At 52.1% G+C, this 16,264-nt stretch carries 12 protein-coding genes and 3 tRNA genes; 6 read left to right on the top strand and 9 right to left on the bottom strand.

What is annotated here, in order from left to right; all coding sequences use genetic code 11:
* The first annotated feature begins 125 nt into the window (after positions 1-125).
* Positions 126-1,355, top strand: coding sequence for an extracellular solute-binding protein (locus tag ACFOSS_RS12115; RefSeq protein ID WP_377152838.1), 1,230 nt, complete (start codon positions 126-128; stop codon positions 1,353-1,355).
* 76 nt (positions 1,356-1,431) lie between these two features.
* Here the strand turns inward: ACFOSS_RS12115 and ACFOSS_RS12110 are convergent, their stop codons facing one another.
* The 9 genes from ACFOSS_RS12110 to ACFOSS_RS12070 all read right to left on the bottom strand — a co-directional run bounded on the left by ACFOSS_RS12110 (position 1,432) and on the right by ACFOSS_RS12070 (position 9,884).
* The gene (locus ACFOSS_RS12110) at positions 1,432-4,317 is read right to left on the bottom strand and encodes a hypothetical protein (protein ID WP_377152836.1); all 2,886 of its coding nucleotides are present in this window, start codon (positions 4,315-4,317) and stop codon (positions 1,432-1,434) included.
* Positions 4,318-4,772: 455 nt separating this feature from the next.
* Positions 4,773-4,849 (bottom strand) — tRNA-Val (locus ACFOSS_RS12105).
* A 34-nt stretch (positions 4,850-4,883) separates the two neighbouring features.
* Positions 4,884-4,960, bottom strand: a tRNA-Val gene (locus tag ACFOSS_RS12100).
* 29 nt (positions 4,961-4,989) lie between these two features.
* Positions 4,990-5,066: transfer RNA gene (locus tag ACFOSS_RS12095), tRNA-Val, on the bottom strand.
* 213 nt (positions 5,067-5,279) lie between these two features.
* Positions 5,280-6,674, bottom strand: coding sequence for a putrescine aminotransferase (locus ACFOSS_RS12090; protein WP_377152833.1), 1,395 nt, complete (start codon positions 6,672-6,674; stop codon positions 5,280-5,282).
* A 356-nt stretch (positions 6,675-7,030) separates the two neighbouring features.
* A complete protein-coding gene (locus ACFOSS_RS12085) occupies positions 7,031-8,380 on the bottom strand; it encodes an MATE family efflux transporter (protein ID WP_377152830.1) in 1,350 nt (449 codons plus the stop codon).
* Between the two features lie 45 nt (positions 8,381-8,425).
* Positions 8,426-8,632 (bottom strand): YaeP family protein, encoded by a 207-nt coding sequence (locus ACFOSS_RS12080; RefSeq protein WP_377152827.1) that lies wholly within the window; start codon positions 8,630-8,632, stop codon positions 8,426-8,428.
* Positions 8,633-8,725: 93 nt separating this feature from the next.
* Positions 8,726-8,929 (bottom strand): CPXCG motif-containing cysteine-rich protein, encoded by a 204-nt coding sequence (locus tag ACFOSS_RS12075; RefSeq protein WP_377152824.1) that lies wholly within the window; start codon positions 8,927-8,929, stop codon positions 8,726-8,728.
* Between the two features lie 85 nt (positions 8,930-9,014).
* A complete protein-coding gene (locus ACFOSS_RS12070) occupies positions 9,015-9,884 on the bottom strand; it encodes a fructosamine kinase family protein (RefSeq protein ID WP_377152822.1) in 870 nt (289 codons plus the stop codon).
* 217 nt (positions 9,885-10,101) lie between these two features.
* Here ACFOSS_RS12070 and thrS point away from each other — a divergent pair, with 217 nt between their 5' ends.
* The 5 genes from thrS to ACFOSS_RS12045 all read left to right on the top strand — a co-directional run bounded on the left by thrS (position 10,102) and on the right by ACFOSS_RS12045 (position 16,231).
* Positions 10,102-12,030: a threonine--tRNA ligase gene (gene thrS / locus ACFOSS_RS12065; protein WP_377152819.1), complete on the top strand. Its 1,929-nt coding sequence runs from the start codon at positions 10,102-10,104 to the stop codon at positions 12,028-12,030.
* Between the two features lie 3 nt (positions 12,031-12,033).
* A complete protein-coding gene (gene infC, locus ACFOSS_RS12060; RefSeq protein ID WP_377153938.1) occupies positions 12,034-12,573 on the top strand; it encodes a translation initiation factor IF-3 in 540 nt (179 codons plus the stop codon).
* A gap of 93 nt (positions 12,574-12,666) precedes the next feature.
* A complete protein-coding gene (gene rpmI, locus ACFOSS_RS12055) occupies positions 12,667-12,861 on the top strand; it encodes a 50S ribosomal protein L35 (protein WP_377152816.1) in 195 nt (64 codons plus the stop codon).
* Positions 12,862-12,876: 15 nt separating this feature from the next.
* On the top strand, positions 12,877-13,233 hold the full coding sequence (gene rplT / locus ACFOSS_RS12050) for a 50S ribosomal protein L20 (protein WP_377152813.1): 357 nt from the start codon (positions 12,877-12,879) through the stop codon (positions 13,231-13,233).
* Between the two features lie 4 nt (positions 13,234-13,237).
* Entirely contained in the window at positions 13,238-16,231 is a 2,994-nt protein-coding gene (locus tag ACFOSS_RS12045; protein WP_377152811.1) for an EAL domain-containing protein, read from the top strand.
* Positions 16,232-16,264: the final 33 nt, after the last annotated feature.

Here is a 16,264-nt window from a genome sequence, read left to right as displayed (position 1 = left end):
CCGCGTCTCATCAGGCTGCATAGTAATCACTGTCTGGAGGTAATTGAAAAGGTTGGTATTTCGTTTGCGGGACAGCTAACACTTTTTGCGGTGTCGACTGGACGCCGCCGCATGGGCTACGCAAAATGCGCAACTTTTATGCAGAGATGAGCTCGTTGCAGATGCCCGCTTTCTTCGCCCGTCACCGCACAGTGTTGTGGGGTTGTTTACTGTTCGTCCTGTTGATATTGGCAGTTAGCCTTGTTTCTGGGCTGCATGGTCGACACAACGCCCCGCCAACCCTGGTTATCTGGAGTGCGCGAGGGGTGCCTGAACTACAACAGCTGGCTCGCCGTTATCAGGCTAAAACCGGCGTTCAGATCAAGATTGAAGCCCCCGCTGACTTTGTCGCGCGTTTTGAGCTGCTGGCACAACAGGGGGCGGGACCGGACATTGTCATCTGGGCGCATGACCGCTTTCCCGGCTGGTATCAGGCCGGCCTGCTGGAGCCTGTTGCTGCCTACGTGTTCGACAGGATCCACTGCCGGCCACAGGCACTGGAGGCCCTGCGTGCCGGCGAGAGCGTGATAGCGTATCCGTTACAGATGGAAACCTTGTTGCTGTTTTGGAATCCGCAGTTGATCGCCACTGCGCCGACTGATTTGATGCAGCTGTCACATGCTCCTCACAAGGCTGATCAACCGCGGATTGGCTGGGAGATGACCTCTGCTTATTACAGCTGGCCCTATGTTACCGCGGGTGCGGATGGGGTGTTGAGCGCACAACCTGAGCGACCGATGCATCTGGCTGCCAGTAGCAACACCACCGTATTGCATAATCTTGCGCTGCTGCAACGGGGGAGGGAACAGGGCTGGTTGGCCGCTGATCTGAGTTATGAGCAGGTCATTGATCAGTTCAGCCGTGGCCAGTTGGCCATGATGCTCGGTGGGCCCTGGGATCGGCAACGGCTGGAGCAGGCAGGAGTGCACTATCGGTTGGCTCCTGTTCCCGATTTGGCTGGTCAGGATGCGCACCCGTTTTTCGGCGTTCTGGCTGCCGGCATTAGCACGCAATCCAGAGAAAAAATGCTGGCAAGGGAGTTTATCGAACAGACAGTACTGACACCCTCTGGTATGGCATTGTACCAGTCAGGCCGTGATGCGGGATTAGTCGCCTGTTTTGGTCAGGCGTCTGCCGATCCCTTCAGCCGCAGCCTTGAGCAGGGGATCGCCAGCGGGGTAGCGATGCCAGGCCATAGTGGCATGCCATTGTTTTGGAATAGCATCCAAAGTGCATTAACGAATCTGTTCCAGCAGCGGTTGACGGACACGCAGGCCCTGCAGCAGGCAGAACGACGTATCAATCGACAGCCATAGTGTGCCGTGTCGCCTTACTCGAGCGGCATGTCAGCAAAAAAAGAGCGGCGCGGACGCCGCTCTGTCGTGTTGTCACTCAATGTTTCGCCAGTTCCGTATCAGCCGCAGCAGAGTCCAGATAGAACGAGCCTGCCCAGGTGTCAAAGCGACCACTAGGGTCTATGGTTTGCCCATCTGGCTTCCATACACCCAGCGAGATGGTCTGGTAGGCGTCATACCAGCCCCATGGCTGGCTTACCTTGGGTTGCAGCAAGAACAGGGTTCCCGCGGCATCGTTGATGATCCAGCCGGTTTTACCATATCCATCCAGTCCATTGTTCACCAGTTGGATAGGCACTTTTTTCCAGGTTGACCAGCTTGCATCATCGGTGATGGCTGGCAGGTTGGTTACCCAGTACCAGGTTCTGGGCGTGCCATCGGCGTTATAGCGGATGGAGGTGGTCAGCAACTGGCCATCGTAATCACTCAATCCTGGCAGGTTGCTGCTGGTAATTTGATCCACCGTCACCCCTTGCTGGCGTAAGGTTGTGATTTTACCGATCAGGTCAGTGACATTCTGACTACCCCATTCGGCAAAGCGGTGACCAACCCAGATATCGTTGACCTCCTTAAAGAAGATTTTGACATCCTGGCCGAGATCATCCGTTGCTGCCGTGAAGCTGGTTTCATCAATCGGTGTGGCGGGGTGATCATCCAGGTGATAGTTATGCCAACTGGCCTGTTCGATCTGTACCGTTGGGCTGCTACTGGTCAGGATGGACACATAATCATTGAACTTATAGCCATCCGGATGACTGGCATCTTCGAGACGGGTATTGGTGCTGCTGTCGAGCAAATAGCGCGCGCCGCTGGTCGTCGTGATGGTCTCTGTGCCTGAAGTCGCCGTCTTGATGCTGTATTCATACCAATACGGCGTCATGGCCACACTGTTTTGCCAGTTGTAGTCGGCATACTCTTCAAACAGGTCATCTTGAGGATTTGGCCAGATGGGTTTGGCGTAAATTTTTTCCTCAGAGCCGTCCGGACAACTCATCAATTCGGTTGATGTATTGATGCTGCCGTCGGCCAACCAGTCCTGCTCATCTTTATGCGAGGTACAACCATCGTCACGCGTCAGATAGGTGTCTGTTTCTGCATAGGGTTCAAACTCCGTGTAATTATCATCGGAATTGTTCACATAAGCGGGGTTCGCTGCCATGGTGCTGCTGTCGAACCAGTCTGCAGGGGTGGTGTACGGCGTGGTGGTCTGATCTTTGGGCGCCGAGTATTCCAGGTAGGTCTTGATGGTGGTATTGCCATTCTTCGACACGGTGAAATGTTGGGCAATGTCGACGGTAGAGAAGTCATCCCCATCCAGTTTGGCTTTGAAGTCACCACCGTCATACTGCCGCAGCAGGTTCATGCTGACACCTTCCGCCTGAGGTGAATCTTCATCATACAGCACCCAGTAATCTGCACTGGTCTCTGTTTCATGACCAACTTCAAACGATTCGCCAGTAAAGGCGAAGACGCCGTCCTTGTTCAGATCCTTGTGCCACCAGGAGAGTTGTTCAAACGAATCGTCTGCTTTTTTGATCTTCTTGCTACGGTATTCGTTATAAATCAATGGCTTTCCATTGAGTTCTTCGACCGCAGCAGCCGTGGAGTCCCAGTAATAATTGATCCCCTCTTCCGAGATCTCCTTGTGACCATCCAGAAAGCGACTGACTGTTTTTGTTGCTACCAGCTTCAAATGCAACGATGCCTTGGAGTGGTCCTCCATGTAGTGGTAGATCTTTTCCTCGGTCGTGACTTCATCCGCCTTGGCGCGTAACGGATCCAGCGGCAACTCATCGCTGTTGTCGCCAATCTTGTCGCCATCACTGTCTTTGCTCTCGCCCGGATCGGCGGGGAAGGCATCAGCGTTATCACCGACCTGGTCGCCGTCACTGTCCTTGCTTTCGCTGGCATCCAGCGGGAAGGCATCAGTGTTATCACCGACCTGGTCGCCGTCACTGTCCTTGCTTTCGCTGGCATCCAGCGGGAAGGCATCACTGTTATCGCCAACCTTGTCGCCGTCGCTGTCCTTGCTTTCACTTGCATCCAGTGGGAAGGCATCGCTGTTGTCGCCGACCTGGTCGCCGTCGCTGTCCTTGCTTTCACTGGCATCCAGTGGGAAGGCATCGCTGTTGTCGCCGACCTGGTCCCCATCACTGTCTTTGCTTTCGCTCGGGTCAGCAGGAAAAGCATCATCTGAATCACTGATACCATCGCGATCGCTATCGGCAATCGGCGTCGCATTCCCCTGATCGTCAATCACGACATTGATGCTGTCAGGATCAGTCTGCTCGTCGACAGGATTCTGTGACAGGTATTGATCGAGTGCCTGGCCAATGTTGCTACTGATCTCCAGTAACTGACTCGGGTCATCTGGTAGCGATTCGGGAAGTTGATCCGTCAGATTCACCGCGTAGATTTGTACTTCCTTATCACCGGACGAGATGAAGTCGCCAAGTATCTGCTCAGCTTGCAGCCCCAAGGCCTCAGCAATCGCGTTGACGGCGCTATCACGATCCAGCGTCGGATCCTGCTGCATCTTCATGTCAACCAATGTGCTCAGGGGCGTGACGTCAGCCACCCCAGGTGGGGCGGATAGTGTAAAGCTGGAGGTAATAGGTCCGCGCGTGAGATCGACCGTCTCACCGGCAATGGCCTGGACGAGCAGACGGTACTGCTCAGGACTATCGATTTGGCTGACATCCAGCGTGGCCTTGCCGCTGTCATCGGTCCGCGCATTGGGCTCATCGGTTTCAAACAGATTGTTGCGATTGGTATCCAGCCAGACCAGTGCATTGCTGAGATAACCATCAATCGCCGTTGCTTCTAAGGTGGTGCTTTCGTTAGTGTCATCGCTGCTGCCACAGCCGAAGAGGACTGTACTGACAGCAACTGCAAGAACATTGAGTATCAACCGTGGTTTCATGCTGTGCTCCTTGATTTGATGCTCAGGAAACACCCCGTTGTTTCCCGTCAGGCGTACAACTCCCTACACGCCAAGGAAAGTGTGAGCCATGCCATCAAAAAGCGTTAATTTGAGTTAACTATCACTAAGGATTTGTGCCGCGGCTTGACGGCGTGGCGTTCATCGCCGCGACAACGAGAGCTGCTCGAAGCGGTACGGTTTTCTTCTACATGTGTTGTTGTAGACCGTTTGCCATGATGGCCGATGGTGCTGAAAGCCGAGGGTGGGGCTCGGTGCAGTGTTTGGGACTGAAACAACTAGTACGGGCTGGGTGAGCATAGGATGAGGCAAGGGAATAAATAACAACCACAGCTTGCTGAATACAGCTGAAATCGTCGGCTTTGCTGATCCGGGCGATGAGATAAAAAATGAGTAGACAGCAAAAATCCCGCTCGAAAGCGGGATTTTTTTGAATTTGGTGCGTCCTAGTGGACTCGAACCACCGACCCCCACCATGTCAAGGTGGTGCTCTAACCAGCTGAGCTAAGGACGCAAGATTTTGTTTTTATTGATGAACAGTTTTCGAATGGTGCGTCCTAGTGGACTCGAACCACCGACCCCCACCATGTCAAGGTGGTGCTCTAACCAGCTGAGCTAAGGACGCATCGTATTCGAAAATCTCATCATCAATTATGGTGCGTCCTAGTGGACTCGAACCACCGACCCCCACCATGTCAAGGTGGTGCTCTAACCAGCTGAGCTAAGGACGCACACATTCTCAAGGGCTTTGCCGCTTAAGTGGGGCGCATATTAACGAGCTTCTACGCGACTGGCAAGCCTTGAAACCAAGAAATGCAAGTCTGTGAGTGCGTTTGCTTTTTTCGTAATCAATCCGCCCTGTAAGGGCAGAAAATTACAGCAGGCTATCAATGGAAAAGGTGGCATCAGCCACCTTTTTGAGGTTACTCGGTATCAGGTTCGTCTCAGGCGGCTACCGTCTGGGACGTCCCGCTACGCTGTTTTTCCTGGATCCCTTTTAATACGCTGCTTGCCGTGGTCAACAGGCGATCAATCAGCGGCTCTGTAAAGGTTAGTGGTGGTTCGATGCGGACTGTTTTTGCATTGATCAGGGTGCCTGCGACCAGAATGCCAGCCTCAAACATCCCCTTGGCAAAACTGTATCCCAATTGATTGTGCTGGAATTCTATAGCCTGCAATAAACCCTGTCCGCGAACCGCCTGGATCAGATCCGGGTAGTCCTCGGCCAAATCCTGCAACCCACTCAACAGATATTGGCCTACTCGAGCAGCTTGCTCCGGGAGCTGTTGTTCCAATAAAACGTTCACGGTTGCTATGCCCGCGGCGCAGGCGAGCGGGTTGCCACCAAAAGTCGTGGTGTGCAGGAACGGATTGTCAAACAGCACAGAGAACACCTTCTCGCTGGCTAACGTGGCGGAGATAGGCATCACGCCGCCACCAAGCGCCTTGGCAAGGCACAAAATATCTGGTTCAACTCCGCTGTGTTCACAAGCGAACATCTTGCCTGTTCTACCCATGCCGGTCTGAACTTCATCGATTATCAGCAGCGCTCCTACTTCATCACAGAGTTTTCTAACTCCGGGGAGATAATCCGCTGGAGGAAGAATGACACCACCTTCGCCCTGGATTGGCTCGAGAATCACAGCTGCGACACCATCGCCGGTATTCAGACTGGCATACAGGGTGTCACGCATCGCCTCAAGATCGCCAAAGGGGACGTGACGGAAACCTGGTACCAGCGGGGCAAATGGTTTGCGGAACACGGCCTTGGAGGTTGCGGACAAGGCACCAAGGCTTTTGCCATGAAAGCCACCGTTGGTGGCGACAAAGGCCGTTTTGCCATGCGGAGTCTGGTAGGCTTTCGCCAGCTTGATCGCGGCTTCGACCGACTCGGTTCCACTGTTGCCGAAGAAGCAGTATTTCAAATCGCCTGGGGCCAGGCTGGCCAACATCTTGGCAAGCAGGGCGCGCAATGGGTCCAGGAGCTCCTGGCTATGCAGCGGTTGCTTGGCAAGTTGCTGTTCGACGGCTTGCACGACGGTGGGATTGCGATGGCCGACGTTGAAGATTCCAAAACCGCCCAGACAGTCGAGATACTCTTTGCCGTTGGTATCAATCAGTGTGTTAGGACCAGATGCGCGCCATTCGATGGCGGCGAATTGTCCGCCTGCAGTGACGGATTTGCGATATTCGAGGAAGCCGGGGTTGATGTGTTCACGAAAACCGCTGATGGTCTGCTCGTTCAGCCAGCGGGTCTCTTCGGCGTTTAGTTGGGTTTTACCAATCAGCTCCAGTGCCTGACGCGATAATGCCAACGTTGATGATATGTCCTTATGCATACAAACCTTCCCAGGGCCTCGCCCGATTATGTGCCTGTATTTAATCTAGATGACCGCACAAAATATGGCAAGTGCTTGTTTTAAAAGAAAAATGCACCATTAGGGAGCTTTGACTGCTTATGCAGTAACTCGCTAGAGGCAGGCGAAAATGAGACGGAGAGCACGAAGAGCGGGTCGCTGGGATATAGTGGGTAAAATGGGGGTTATCAAGCGGATTAATGATATTTAGTATCTCTATTATCCTATGAATATGACAGGCGGTAGAGAATTGTCTGGTTTGACCAGTGTTTGTTTAAAATTGAGGATTTATGCAGCGAATATGGCAAAGTAACCGGACATACCCGCTGCAAAAGTGGCTATTTATGCTGAAAACGGCCAAAAATAACCCTCAATCGAGTCCCGAGCATGAGGGCTGCACTAGAAAGACCCACAATAAAGCCGATCCAGAAGCCGAACGGCCCCATTTTGGGGCAAATCCAGTCTGTTAACCCCAAAATTATACCGGTGGGTAAGCCTAGCCCCCAATAAGCCAGCATGGTGATGAGGAAAATAGCCTTCGTATCCTTATATCCACGCAATGCGCTGGAACTGACAACCTGCACTGTGTCAGAGAGTTGATACACGGCAGCAAAAATCATTAACTGTGCTGCCAAGGTGATTACGACAGGATCTTGTGAATATTGATGGGCAATCCAATGGCGGCCGATAATGGTAAAGAACGCGGTAAACAGTGCCAAAAATAGACCCAGGCCTAAACCACTCAGTGCTGCCAGCTTCGCTTGCGCAGGATCCTGTTCACCAATGGCGTGACCGACGCGAATGGTCACGGCAAATCCAAGGGACAATGGCAACATGAAAATGAGTGAAGAAAAATTCAACGCTACCTGATGACTGGCCACGATCTGGGAGCCCAGAGGCGCAAGCAACAACGCAACCAGTGTAAATAGAGTCACTTCGCAAAACAGTGCCAGTGCGATGGGAAAGCCTAACCGGAAAATGCGGCCTATCTGAACCCAATCCGGGCGGTACCAGTGACAAAACAGACGTGTACGGTGATAGAAATCTGCGTGACGGACATACCATAACATCGACAGGAACATGGCCCAGAACACCAGCGCTGAAGCCACACCGCATCCGACACCGCCCAGGGCCGGCATCCCAAATTTGCCGTGAATGAAAACATAGTTGGCCGGGATGTTGACCATTAATCCAACAAAACCGATGAACATGGTCGGGATGGTATGGGAGAGACCCTCCGTATAATTACGCAGAACCTGATAGCCGACGAAGGCAGGCACGCCCCACATCATGGCATGTAAAAAGCCGGCTGTTTTGGCCGCTAACGCCGGCTCTACCTGCATGCTAGCGAGCAATAGCGGAGTGAGATAGAGCAGCAGCATGGTAGGGGGGATCGCGATCAGGCTCAGCCAGAAACCCTGACTGACGGCCGCCGGGATGTCATGGGCTTTTTGCGCACCGTTGAGCTGGGCAACAATTGGCGTCAGCGCCATGATGATCCCTTGCACAAATAGCACTATAGGCAACCAGAAGCTGGCAGCGACCGAGACCGCCGCGAGATCTGTCGCACTCACCTGGCCAGCCATGATGGTATCAACCAATGTCATGGCTGTCTGGGCTACTTGGGCGATGAGAATAGGGGATGCCAACCGGACAAGGCGGCGACATTCAGAAAAAAAAGCGAACACAGGGACCTCGGGAAGAGTGCCGCATGATACGGCACAGGTGTCTAATCAATCGTCGTTATAATCGCTCATCAGCAGGTTAGCTGCTGCATAGGCAGCCTTGCTGCGGACATCATCTGGAAGACGCTCGTCTGCCGCAACTTCGTCCAGAGCACGAATGGCTGCGGTAATGGCCTTGGGAATAAAGCCCAGATCGCCGCCACCGATTTGGCTATAGGCTTCCCGAACCTTTTCACAGCAGGTCATATATTTCATGTGGCACCTCATGTGTGATGGGGGCCACACTATAACCGGTTATCACGCCTGACGTCACGTGCCTGGCCGAGAACACCGCAATTCAGCTCGCCATCAGAAGATCTGCTCATCATCGGCATCGACAAACAGTTGTAACCGATCATGTTGTTCATCACGATGCAGACGCAAGTGAATGGGGTTACAGCAGGCAAGGCAATCTTCATAAAATTCCTGATCACCTTCGCTCGCATCCAACTCGACGGCAGTATGGTGGCCGCAGTGAGGGCAGACAATGGTCTTGCTCATGTAGTCGCGCATAACTCCTCCTAAAACTGAGGCAACTTCACGCTCACTGTCAGTATGGTCTATGCCTCTAGCCACGGGTGAGAAGCGACCGACAATTCTAGCGAGCGAGCAGTGCGGCAATCGCCTGTGTCGCCTGCTGTCGGAAACAGTCACCGAATAAATTAAGGTGGTTGAGTCTGTGATAGAGGTTGTAGATGTCCCGGCGCTCGACATAGCCAGGATCGAGTGGCCAAACGGATTGATACCCTTGATAAAACGGTGCTGGAAATGGACCAAACAACTCTGTCATCGCCAAGTCCGCTTCTCGATCTCCAAAATAACAAGAGGGATCAAAGAGTAGTGGTCCTTCTTCGGTGAAACCGGTATTACCTCGCCATAGATCGCCATGCAGTAAAGAGGGCGGCGGTTGATGGCCGTGTAACTGCCGCATGACAACATCGACGATTTCATCGATGTTCCATGTCTCGTCCAGACGGTCTTTTTCCTCGAGTAACGAGAGTTGCCAGCCGATGCGCTGCTCAGCAAAAAATTGGGGCCAATGCTTATGCCAGCGATTGGGTTGAACAGTCATGCCAAGAAAATTATCTTCATCCCAGCCGTACATGGCCTGCTCCTGGCACTGGTGCAGGCAGGCTAATTCGCAACCGAACTGAAACCACTGCTCGTTGCTTCCTTCTGTCAGGTGGTGAAAGGGCAATAACATGAATGCGGTCTGGTTGGCGACGCCACACAACAGCGGGACAGGTACGCGTATTTGTTCATATTGGGCAAGCCGGTGCAGGTCCCGTTGCTCGCAGGCGAACTTCTCGTATTGATCTCGAGACCGGAGTTTGATGAAGAACTCGCCCGCATCGCTAGGCAGCAGGTATTTGCGCTCGATCTCGTCGTCAGTCAATCGTTGTGGCTGCTCAAAATGTACTGACTGTTGCAATACCAGGGCAAGCTGATGTCGAATGCTGTTCCACATGACGATGCTCCATCGGGGACTTTGCCTGAGTATAGATGGCGCGAGGTGGCGGTAGTGAAGCGGCGACGTGATTGCGCGATGGGGGGCTTTTCTTTACACTTGCCAGCCACATGTCCGAACGTAGCGGACATCAGGATAATTCTCTTCTAGCGAATCAGAATTCAATGTACTAACAAGTGGCACTTGGTAGGTGTCACCACTGTAAAAGGAAAGAATCATGCCCGTCATTACTCTCCCCGATGGTAGTCAACGTAGTTTCGATGCTCCCGTCTCGGTCATGGATGTCGCATTAAATATTGGCCCGGGCCTGGCCAAGGCTTGTATTGCCGGTCGAGTCAATGGTGAGCTTGTTGATGCCTGCGAAGTGATTAGCGCGGATGCTCAACTGGCTATTATCACTGCCAAGGATCCTGAAGGGGTAGACATTCTCCGCCACTCCTGTGCCCACTTGCTGGGGCATGCCATCAAGCAGCTGTGGCCGAATACCCGCATGGCGATTGGACCCGTGATCGACAATGGCTTCTATTATGATGTCGATTTGGACCGTGCGATCACCGAAGAGGATCTGCAAGCGTTGGAACTGCGCATGCATGAGTTGGCACAAAAAGATTATGACGTGGTGAAGCGTCGCGTGACCTGGCAAGAGGCGCGTGATGTGTTTGATGCTCGAGGTGAAAGTTATAAAGTGGCTATTCTGGATGAGAATATTGCCCGCGATGATATGCCCGGACTCTATTACCACGAAGAATATATCGACATGTGTCGTGGCCCTCATGTGCCGAACATGCGTTTTTGTCATCACTTTAAATTGCAAAAAGTTGCCGGTGCTTATTGGCGTGGCGATTCCAAGAACAAGATGCTGCAGCGCATTTATGGTACGGCCTGGTCGGATAAGAAGCAGCTTTCAGCCTATCTGCAGCGTCTGGAAGAGGCGGCCAAGCGCGATCACCGCAAGATTGGCAAGCAGCTTGACCTCTACCATATGCAGGAAGAGGCGCCGGGCATGGTGTTCTGGCACCACGATGGCTGGACTATTTTCCGCGAATTGGAAACCTTTATCCGGCACAAGCTCAATGAATACGACTATCAGGAGGTCAAAGGGCCTTTCATGATGGATCGCGTGTTATGGGAGCGTTCCGGGCACTGGGATAAATACGCCGATGCCATGTTTACCACCAGCTCGGAAAATCGTGAATATGCCATCAAACCGATGAACTGCCCGGGGCACGTCCAGATTTTTAACCAGGGTCTGAAGTCGTATCGCGATCTGCCGTTGCGCATGGCCGAGTTTGGTAGTTGCCACCGGAATGAGCCGTCTGGCTCATTACATGGCCTGATGCGCGTGCGTGGTTTCACGCAAGACGATGCCCATATCTTCTGTTCTGAAGCGCAGATTCAAGAAGAGGTCAGTGGCTGTATCAAGATGGTGTATGACACCTACAGCACTTTCGGTTTCGAGAATATTGCCGTCAAACTGTCTACCCGTCCGGAAAAGCGTATCGGTAGTGATGACATGTGGGACCGTGCCGAACATGGCCTTGAAGCAGCACTGCAGGCCAATGGCCTTGCATACCAGTTGCAACCCGGTGAAGGCGCGTTCTACGGGCCGAAGATCGAATTCACATTGCATGATTGTCTCGACCGCGCCTGGCAGTGTGGTACCATTCAGCTCGATTTTGCGTTGCCGGGACGACTGGGGGCAACCTATGTCGGTGAAGATAATGAACGTCATGTGCCAGTCATGATTCACCGTGCAATTCTAGGCTCTCTGGAGCGCTTTATCGGGATTCTGACGGAAGAATATGCAGGATATTTCCCGACATGGCTGGCTCCAGTACAAGTTGTCGTCGCCAATATCACCGATAATCAAGCCGATTACGTCAATCAGGTCGTCCGCCAACTCAACGAAGTTGGTATTCGTGCCAAGGCGGACTTGAGAAATGAGAAGATTGGCTTTAAAATCCGCGAGCATACACTGAAGCGGGTACCTTTTATGCTTGTCTGCGGCGACAAAGAGGTCGAAACAGGTGAGATTGCAGTGCGTACTCGCAAGGGGACCGATCTCGGTAAGTTCAAGGTGGTTGATTTCATCGCTGCCCTGCAACAAGAGATCCAGTCTCGTGGTCAAAAAAGAGTGGAGGAATAAGCTATAAACGGCGCTAAAAAAACGGGCAAGCAACCGCCCCGCACCCGAATCAATGGTGAGATCCGTTGCAAAGAAGTACGACTGGTTGGTCTGGATGGCGAAGCGATTGGTGTGGTCACCATCGAGGAAGCCTTGGACAAGGCAGTCAAAGCGGGTGTGGATCTGGTCGAAATTAGTCCGAACGCTGAACCACCTGTATGCCGGGTGATGGACTACGGCAAGTTCCTCTACGAGAAGAGCAAGTCTCAGAAAGAACAGAAAAAGAAGCAAAAGCAGGTTCAGGTCAAGGAAATCAAATTCCGTCCTGGAACTGATGAAGGCGACTATCAGGTAAAACTGCGCAACCTGATTCGCTTTCTTGAAGAGGGCGACAAAGCCAAAGTCACACTGCGATTCCGCGGTCGTGAAATGGCGCATCAGGACCTCGGTATGAACGTTCTGGAACGTGTTAAAAACGATCTGGAAGAGTTAGCCGTAGTGGAGTCCTTCCCGAAAGTGGAAGGTCGCCAAGCTGTCATGATGCTGGCGCCGAAGAAGAAGTAAACAGGCCAACAAGTAAATCCGGCCCTCCGGACTTAGTGCCGGCGGGCTGTTTTTCGCCTGTTTTACGTTAATGGCAACAATGCGGAGTTATTTATGCCAAAGATGAAAAACGACAAGGGTGCTTGGAAGCGTTTCAAGAAAACCGCTAATGGTTTCAAGCGCAAGCAAGCTAACCTGCGTCACATTCTGACCAAGAAGAGCACCAAGCGTAAGCGTCACCTTCGCGCGATGGGTATGATCCACAAGAGTGACATGCTGCGTGTTATCAGCATGCTGCCGTACGCATAAGAAGGAGAGTGACAAATGCCAAGAGTTAAACGTGGTGTGACCGCTCGTGCTCGTCACAAGAAAGTACTGAAGGCAGCGAAGGGTTATTACGGTGCCCGTTCACGCGTCTATCGCGTTGCGGTACAAGCTGTTACCAAAGCTGGCCAATATGCTTACCGTGACCGTCGTCAGAAGAAGCGTCAGTTCCGTCAACTGTGGATTGCCCGTATCAACGCGGCTGCCCGTCAGAACGGTCTGTCCTATAGCCGTTTCATTGATGGTCTGAAGAAGGCATCAATCGAAATCGATCGTAAGATCCTGGCTGATATCGCTGTTCACGACAAGGGTACCTTCACCGCCCTGGTTGAAAAAGCCAAGGCTGCGCTGGCCTAAGCGATTGAACACAAAAGGGGAGGCTCATGCCTCCCTTTTTTATTGTGAATGCGTTGCCAGAGTGATATTTAATCTCTTCCCGAACTGGTTTCTTGGGTCTGCCGTGAAATTCCTGACTACGCTCGCCTTTATACTGTTTTTTAGCAGCCATTGTTTGGCTATCCAGACTATTGAAGTCAAGGATCGGCATACCAATCAGAATATCAGCCATGTGCTTGAATATTTACCGGCGGCAGAGTCATTGCGCTGGCCATGGGAAGTTGCAAATCGGCCCGGGTGGCAGACCAGCCTTGGTGACTTTCCTGCATTTGGTCTTGACCCCGGTTTTTATTGGTTTCGGGTTGCCATTCATAATCGTTCTGGTGAACAACAACTCGTTATGCTGGATGTTCAGCATGCGTTGTTGGATCAACTGGATGTATTTTTGCTCAAGCACGGTCGTATTCAACGGGTCTGGAATACCGGCCTCGATCGTGGGGTAGGGGCTAAACCCTATCCGGCGAAAACATTTGTTTTGCCGTTATCACTTGATGTCGCTGATGGCTATGACATCTATTTCCGCGCTAAATCTGATGCGTTTATGCAGATGCCTGTCTTATTGCAGGATATTCGTATTCACGCCAATCATCAGGCATTGGGCAAATTACAGATGGGCCTGATGAGTGGTGCATTTTTATTGGTTGGCCTTTATGCCCTATTGATGTATGGCTTCATCAGAGAGCGCCGTTTTCTGTATTACGCACTCTTTAGTCTGAGTTTGGTGGTGACGACATGGATCCTGAAAGGCTATGCCACCCTGTATGATATTTTCCCGGATTGGTTCGATACCCAGCAATTACTGGTTGTCGTCGGTAATTTATTACTCGCCGGTCTGATTCTTTCAACGTTGGACATGTTCAGGATCTGGCTGCCGAAAAAACTCCGCCTTATCTGCAGGTTACTGATGTTAGCCGTGGGAGTGGTTGCAACCTCTGCCTGGTTTATTCCGTTATGGTGGAGCATTTATGCGACCTTTGCCGGCTATGTGGCAACAACCCTGTTGGCTGTGCTGTTCTGCTTCTATTTCTTGCACCGCGGCAGTTGGTTGCAACGACTCTATTGTTATGCATGGCTAGGCTTTATGCTGGGATGCCTGGCGTTGTTTGCTTCCCGTTTTAATTGGCTGCATGAAGAATGGATCAGTGAGTATCTGTTGTCCCTGTTTTCATCTATGGCCGCTTTCTTGCTTTGTTTCTCATTGGCCTACCGGACTTATATCGAAAAGAAAGGGCGTATGCGGGCGAAACGCCAGGCCTCAGAGGGGTTGAAGCGTTATTTCGAGCTCTATCATAGTGCCAACGAGGGTTTGTTTACGTCGACGCTCGAGGGGCAGTTGCTGGCTGCCAATCCGGCGTTTTGCCGCATGTTTGGTTACGACGATATACAGACCATGGCGACAACTGTGGGTAGGACAACCCATGCCCTGTATGTGAATGGCAAGGATCGTGACGATCTGTTAGCGCGCTTATTTACATCGGCCAAGGAGGGAATCCGCAGTGATGTTGAAATGCGCCATCATGATGGATCTACTTTCTGGGCTCGAATTTCGCTGCGTATTTCCCGTCGGCAGGGCAAGAATCGCTCCATGCTGCTCGAAGGCATTCTGGTCGATATAACAGAAAGTAAACAATATCAGGCCAAACTCGAATTTTTGGCCAATCATGATGAGGCGACAGGTTTGCACAACCGCCGCTATCTGATTCAATCACTCGAAGACCTATTTAAGCGGCGAAATAGTGCGCCAGGCACGGATTACCTCTGTTTCATCGATATCGACCATTTCAAGGTGATCAACGAAGGGGGCGGGCATCTTGCGGGTGATGAGTTCTTACGGCAAATCGCTACCCATATTTCCAATCTGAAGAAAGAAAACTTCCTGTTGACCCGGCTAAGTGGTGATGAGTTTGCTGTCATCATGGAAAATAGCTATATCGACGAGGTCATCCAATATGTTGAACGATGGCGCAAGGCGATTCAGGAGCTGAAATTTGTCTGGAACGGCAAAATCTACTCGGTGACGGCAAGCCTTGGGGTGGTACCGATTCAAACTGGCTGTAATGATGCCTCCGCCTTGATGGCGTTGGCGGATGCGGCCTGTTCAACGGCGAAACGACAGGGTAGAAACCGAATTCACGTCTACTCCGATCTCAGCCCGGAAATGAAGCTCTATCAAGAAGAGGTCGCCTGGGTAGCTCGCATTCATCAGGCTTTGGAGGAGCGGCGGTTCGAGTTGGCGCGTCAATTGATTGTGCCAGCCAATGGCCTTACCGGACAGGGTGCCAAGTATGAGATCCTGCTTCGCTTGCGCGCTGAAGATGGCACCCTGATTCGTCCCGCACAGTTTATTGGTGCCGCAGAGCGTTTTGGCCTGATGCCGCAAATTGACCTCTGGGTTTTGGATACCTTGCTCAAGTGGTTCGCCGCTAACCCGCAGGAGCTGGCCGCACTGGATATGGTGTCAGTGAATCTTTCAGGTGAGTCCATTGGTACGCCCAAAATGCATCGCAAGATTCGTCGATTGCTGGAGGGTGCGGAGTTCCCCTGGGATCGACTCTGTTTTGAAATTACCGAGTCACAAGCCATTGCCAATATCGAAGCGACGAGAGCGTTTATTGACACCTTCAAAGGGTTGGGTTGTGCCTTTGCACTGGATGATTTTGGCAGTGGCTTCTCATCCTATGGTCATCTCAAAGAATTACCGATCGATTTATTGAAAATTGACGGTCAGTTCGTTCGTCATCTCGATACCAGCGAGACGGATCGGGCGATCGTGAACTCGATGGCTGAACTAGCTCGCGCCGTGGGAGTTAAAACGGTCGCTGAGTTTGTGGAAAACGAGGATATTGCCGCGAAACTGGCGGCGATGGGTGTCGATTATCTGCAGGGATACGCGATTCATGAGCCATCTCTGTTAAGTGAACCGATCCATAAGCAGGAGCGGCCGGATAACTGGTCATAACAGATTGTTTTGACTAACATGGCCCTCTTAGCA

Origin of the sequence: Pseudaeromonas sharmana (assembly GCF_042649925.1) — a bacterium.
In the GTDB taxonomy this organism is placed as follows: domain Bacteria; phylum Pseudomonadota; class Gammaproteobacteria; order Enterobacterales; family Aeromonadaceae; genus Pseudaeromonas; species Pseudaeromonas sharmana.
The sequence above is the reverse complement of the archived record's forward strand: the minus strand, read 5'-3'. Positions and strand labels throughout refer to the sequence as shown.

Coding starts and splice junctions, on each gene's coding strand:
- ACFOSS_RS12115 (WP_377152838.1), top strand. CDS start 126: ATGCGCAACTTTTATGCAGAGATGAGCTCGTTGCAGATGCCCGCTTTC.
- ACFOSS_RS12110 (WP_377152836.1), bottom strand. CDS start 4,317: ATGAAACCACGGTTGATACTCAATGTTCTTGCAGTTGCTGTCAGTACA.
- ACFOSS_RS12090 (WP_377152833.1), bottom strand. CDS start 6,674: ATGCATAAGGACATATCATCAACGTTGGCATTATCGCGTCAGGCACTG.
- ACFOSS_RS12080 (WP_377152827.1), bottom strand. CDS start 8,632: ATGAAATATATGACCTGCTGTGAAAAGGTTCGGGAAGCCTATAGCCAA.
- ACFOSS_RS12075 (WP_377152824.1), bottom strand. CDS start 8,929: ATGCGCGACTACATGAGCAAGACCATTGTCTGCCCTCACTGCGGCCAC.
- ACFOSS_RS12070 (WP_377152822.1), bottom strand. CDS start 9,884: ATGTGGAACAGCATTCGACATCAGCTTGCCCTGGTATTGCAACAGTCA.
- thrS (WP_377152819.1), top strand. CDS start 10,102: ATGCCCGTCATTACTCTCCCCGATGGTAGTCAACGTAGTTTCGATGCT.
- rpmI (WP_377152816.1), top strand. CDS start 12,667: ATGCCAAAGATGAAAAACGACAAGGGTGCTTGGAAGCGTTTCAAGAAA.
- rplT (WP_377152813.1), top strand. CDS start 12,877: ATGCCAAGAGTTAAACGTGGTGTGACCGCTCGTGCTCGTCACAAGAAA.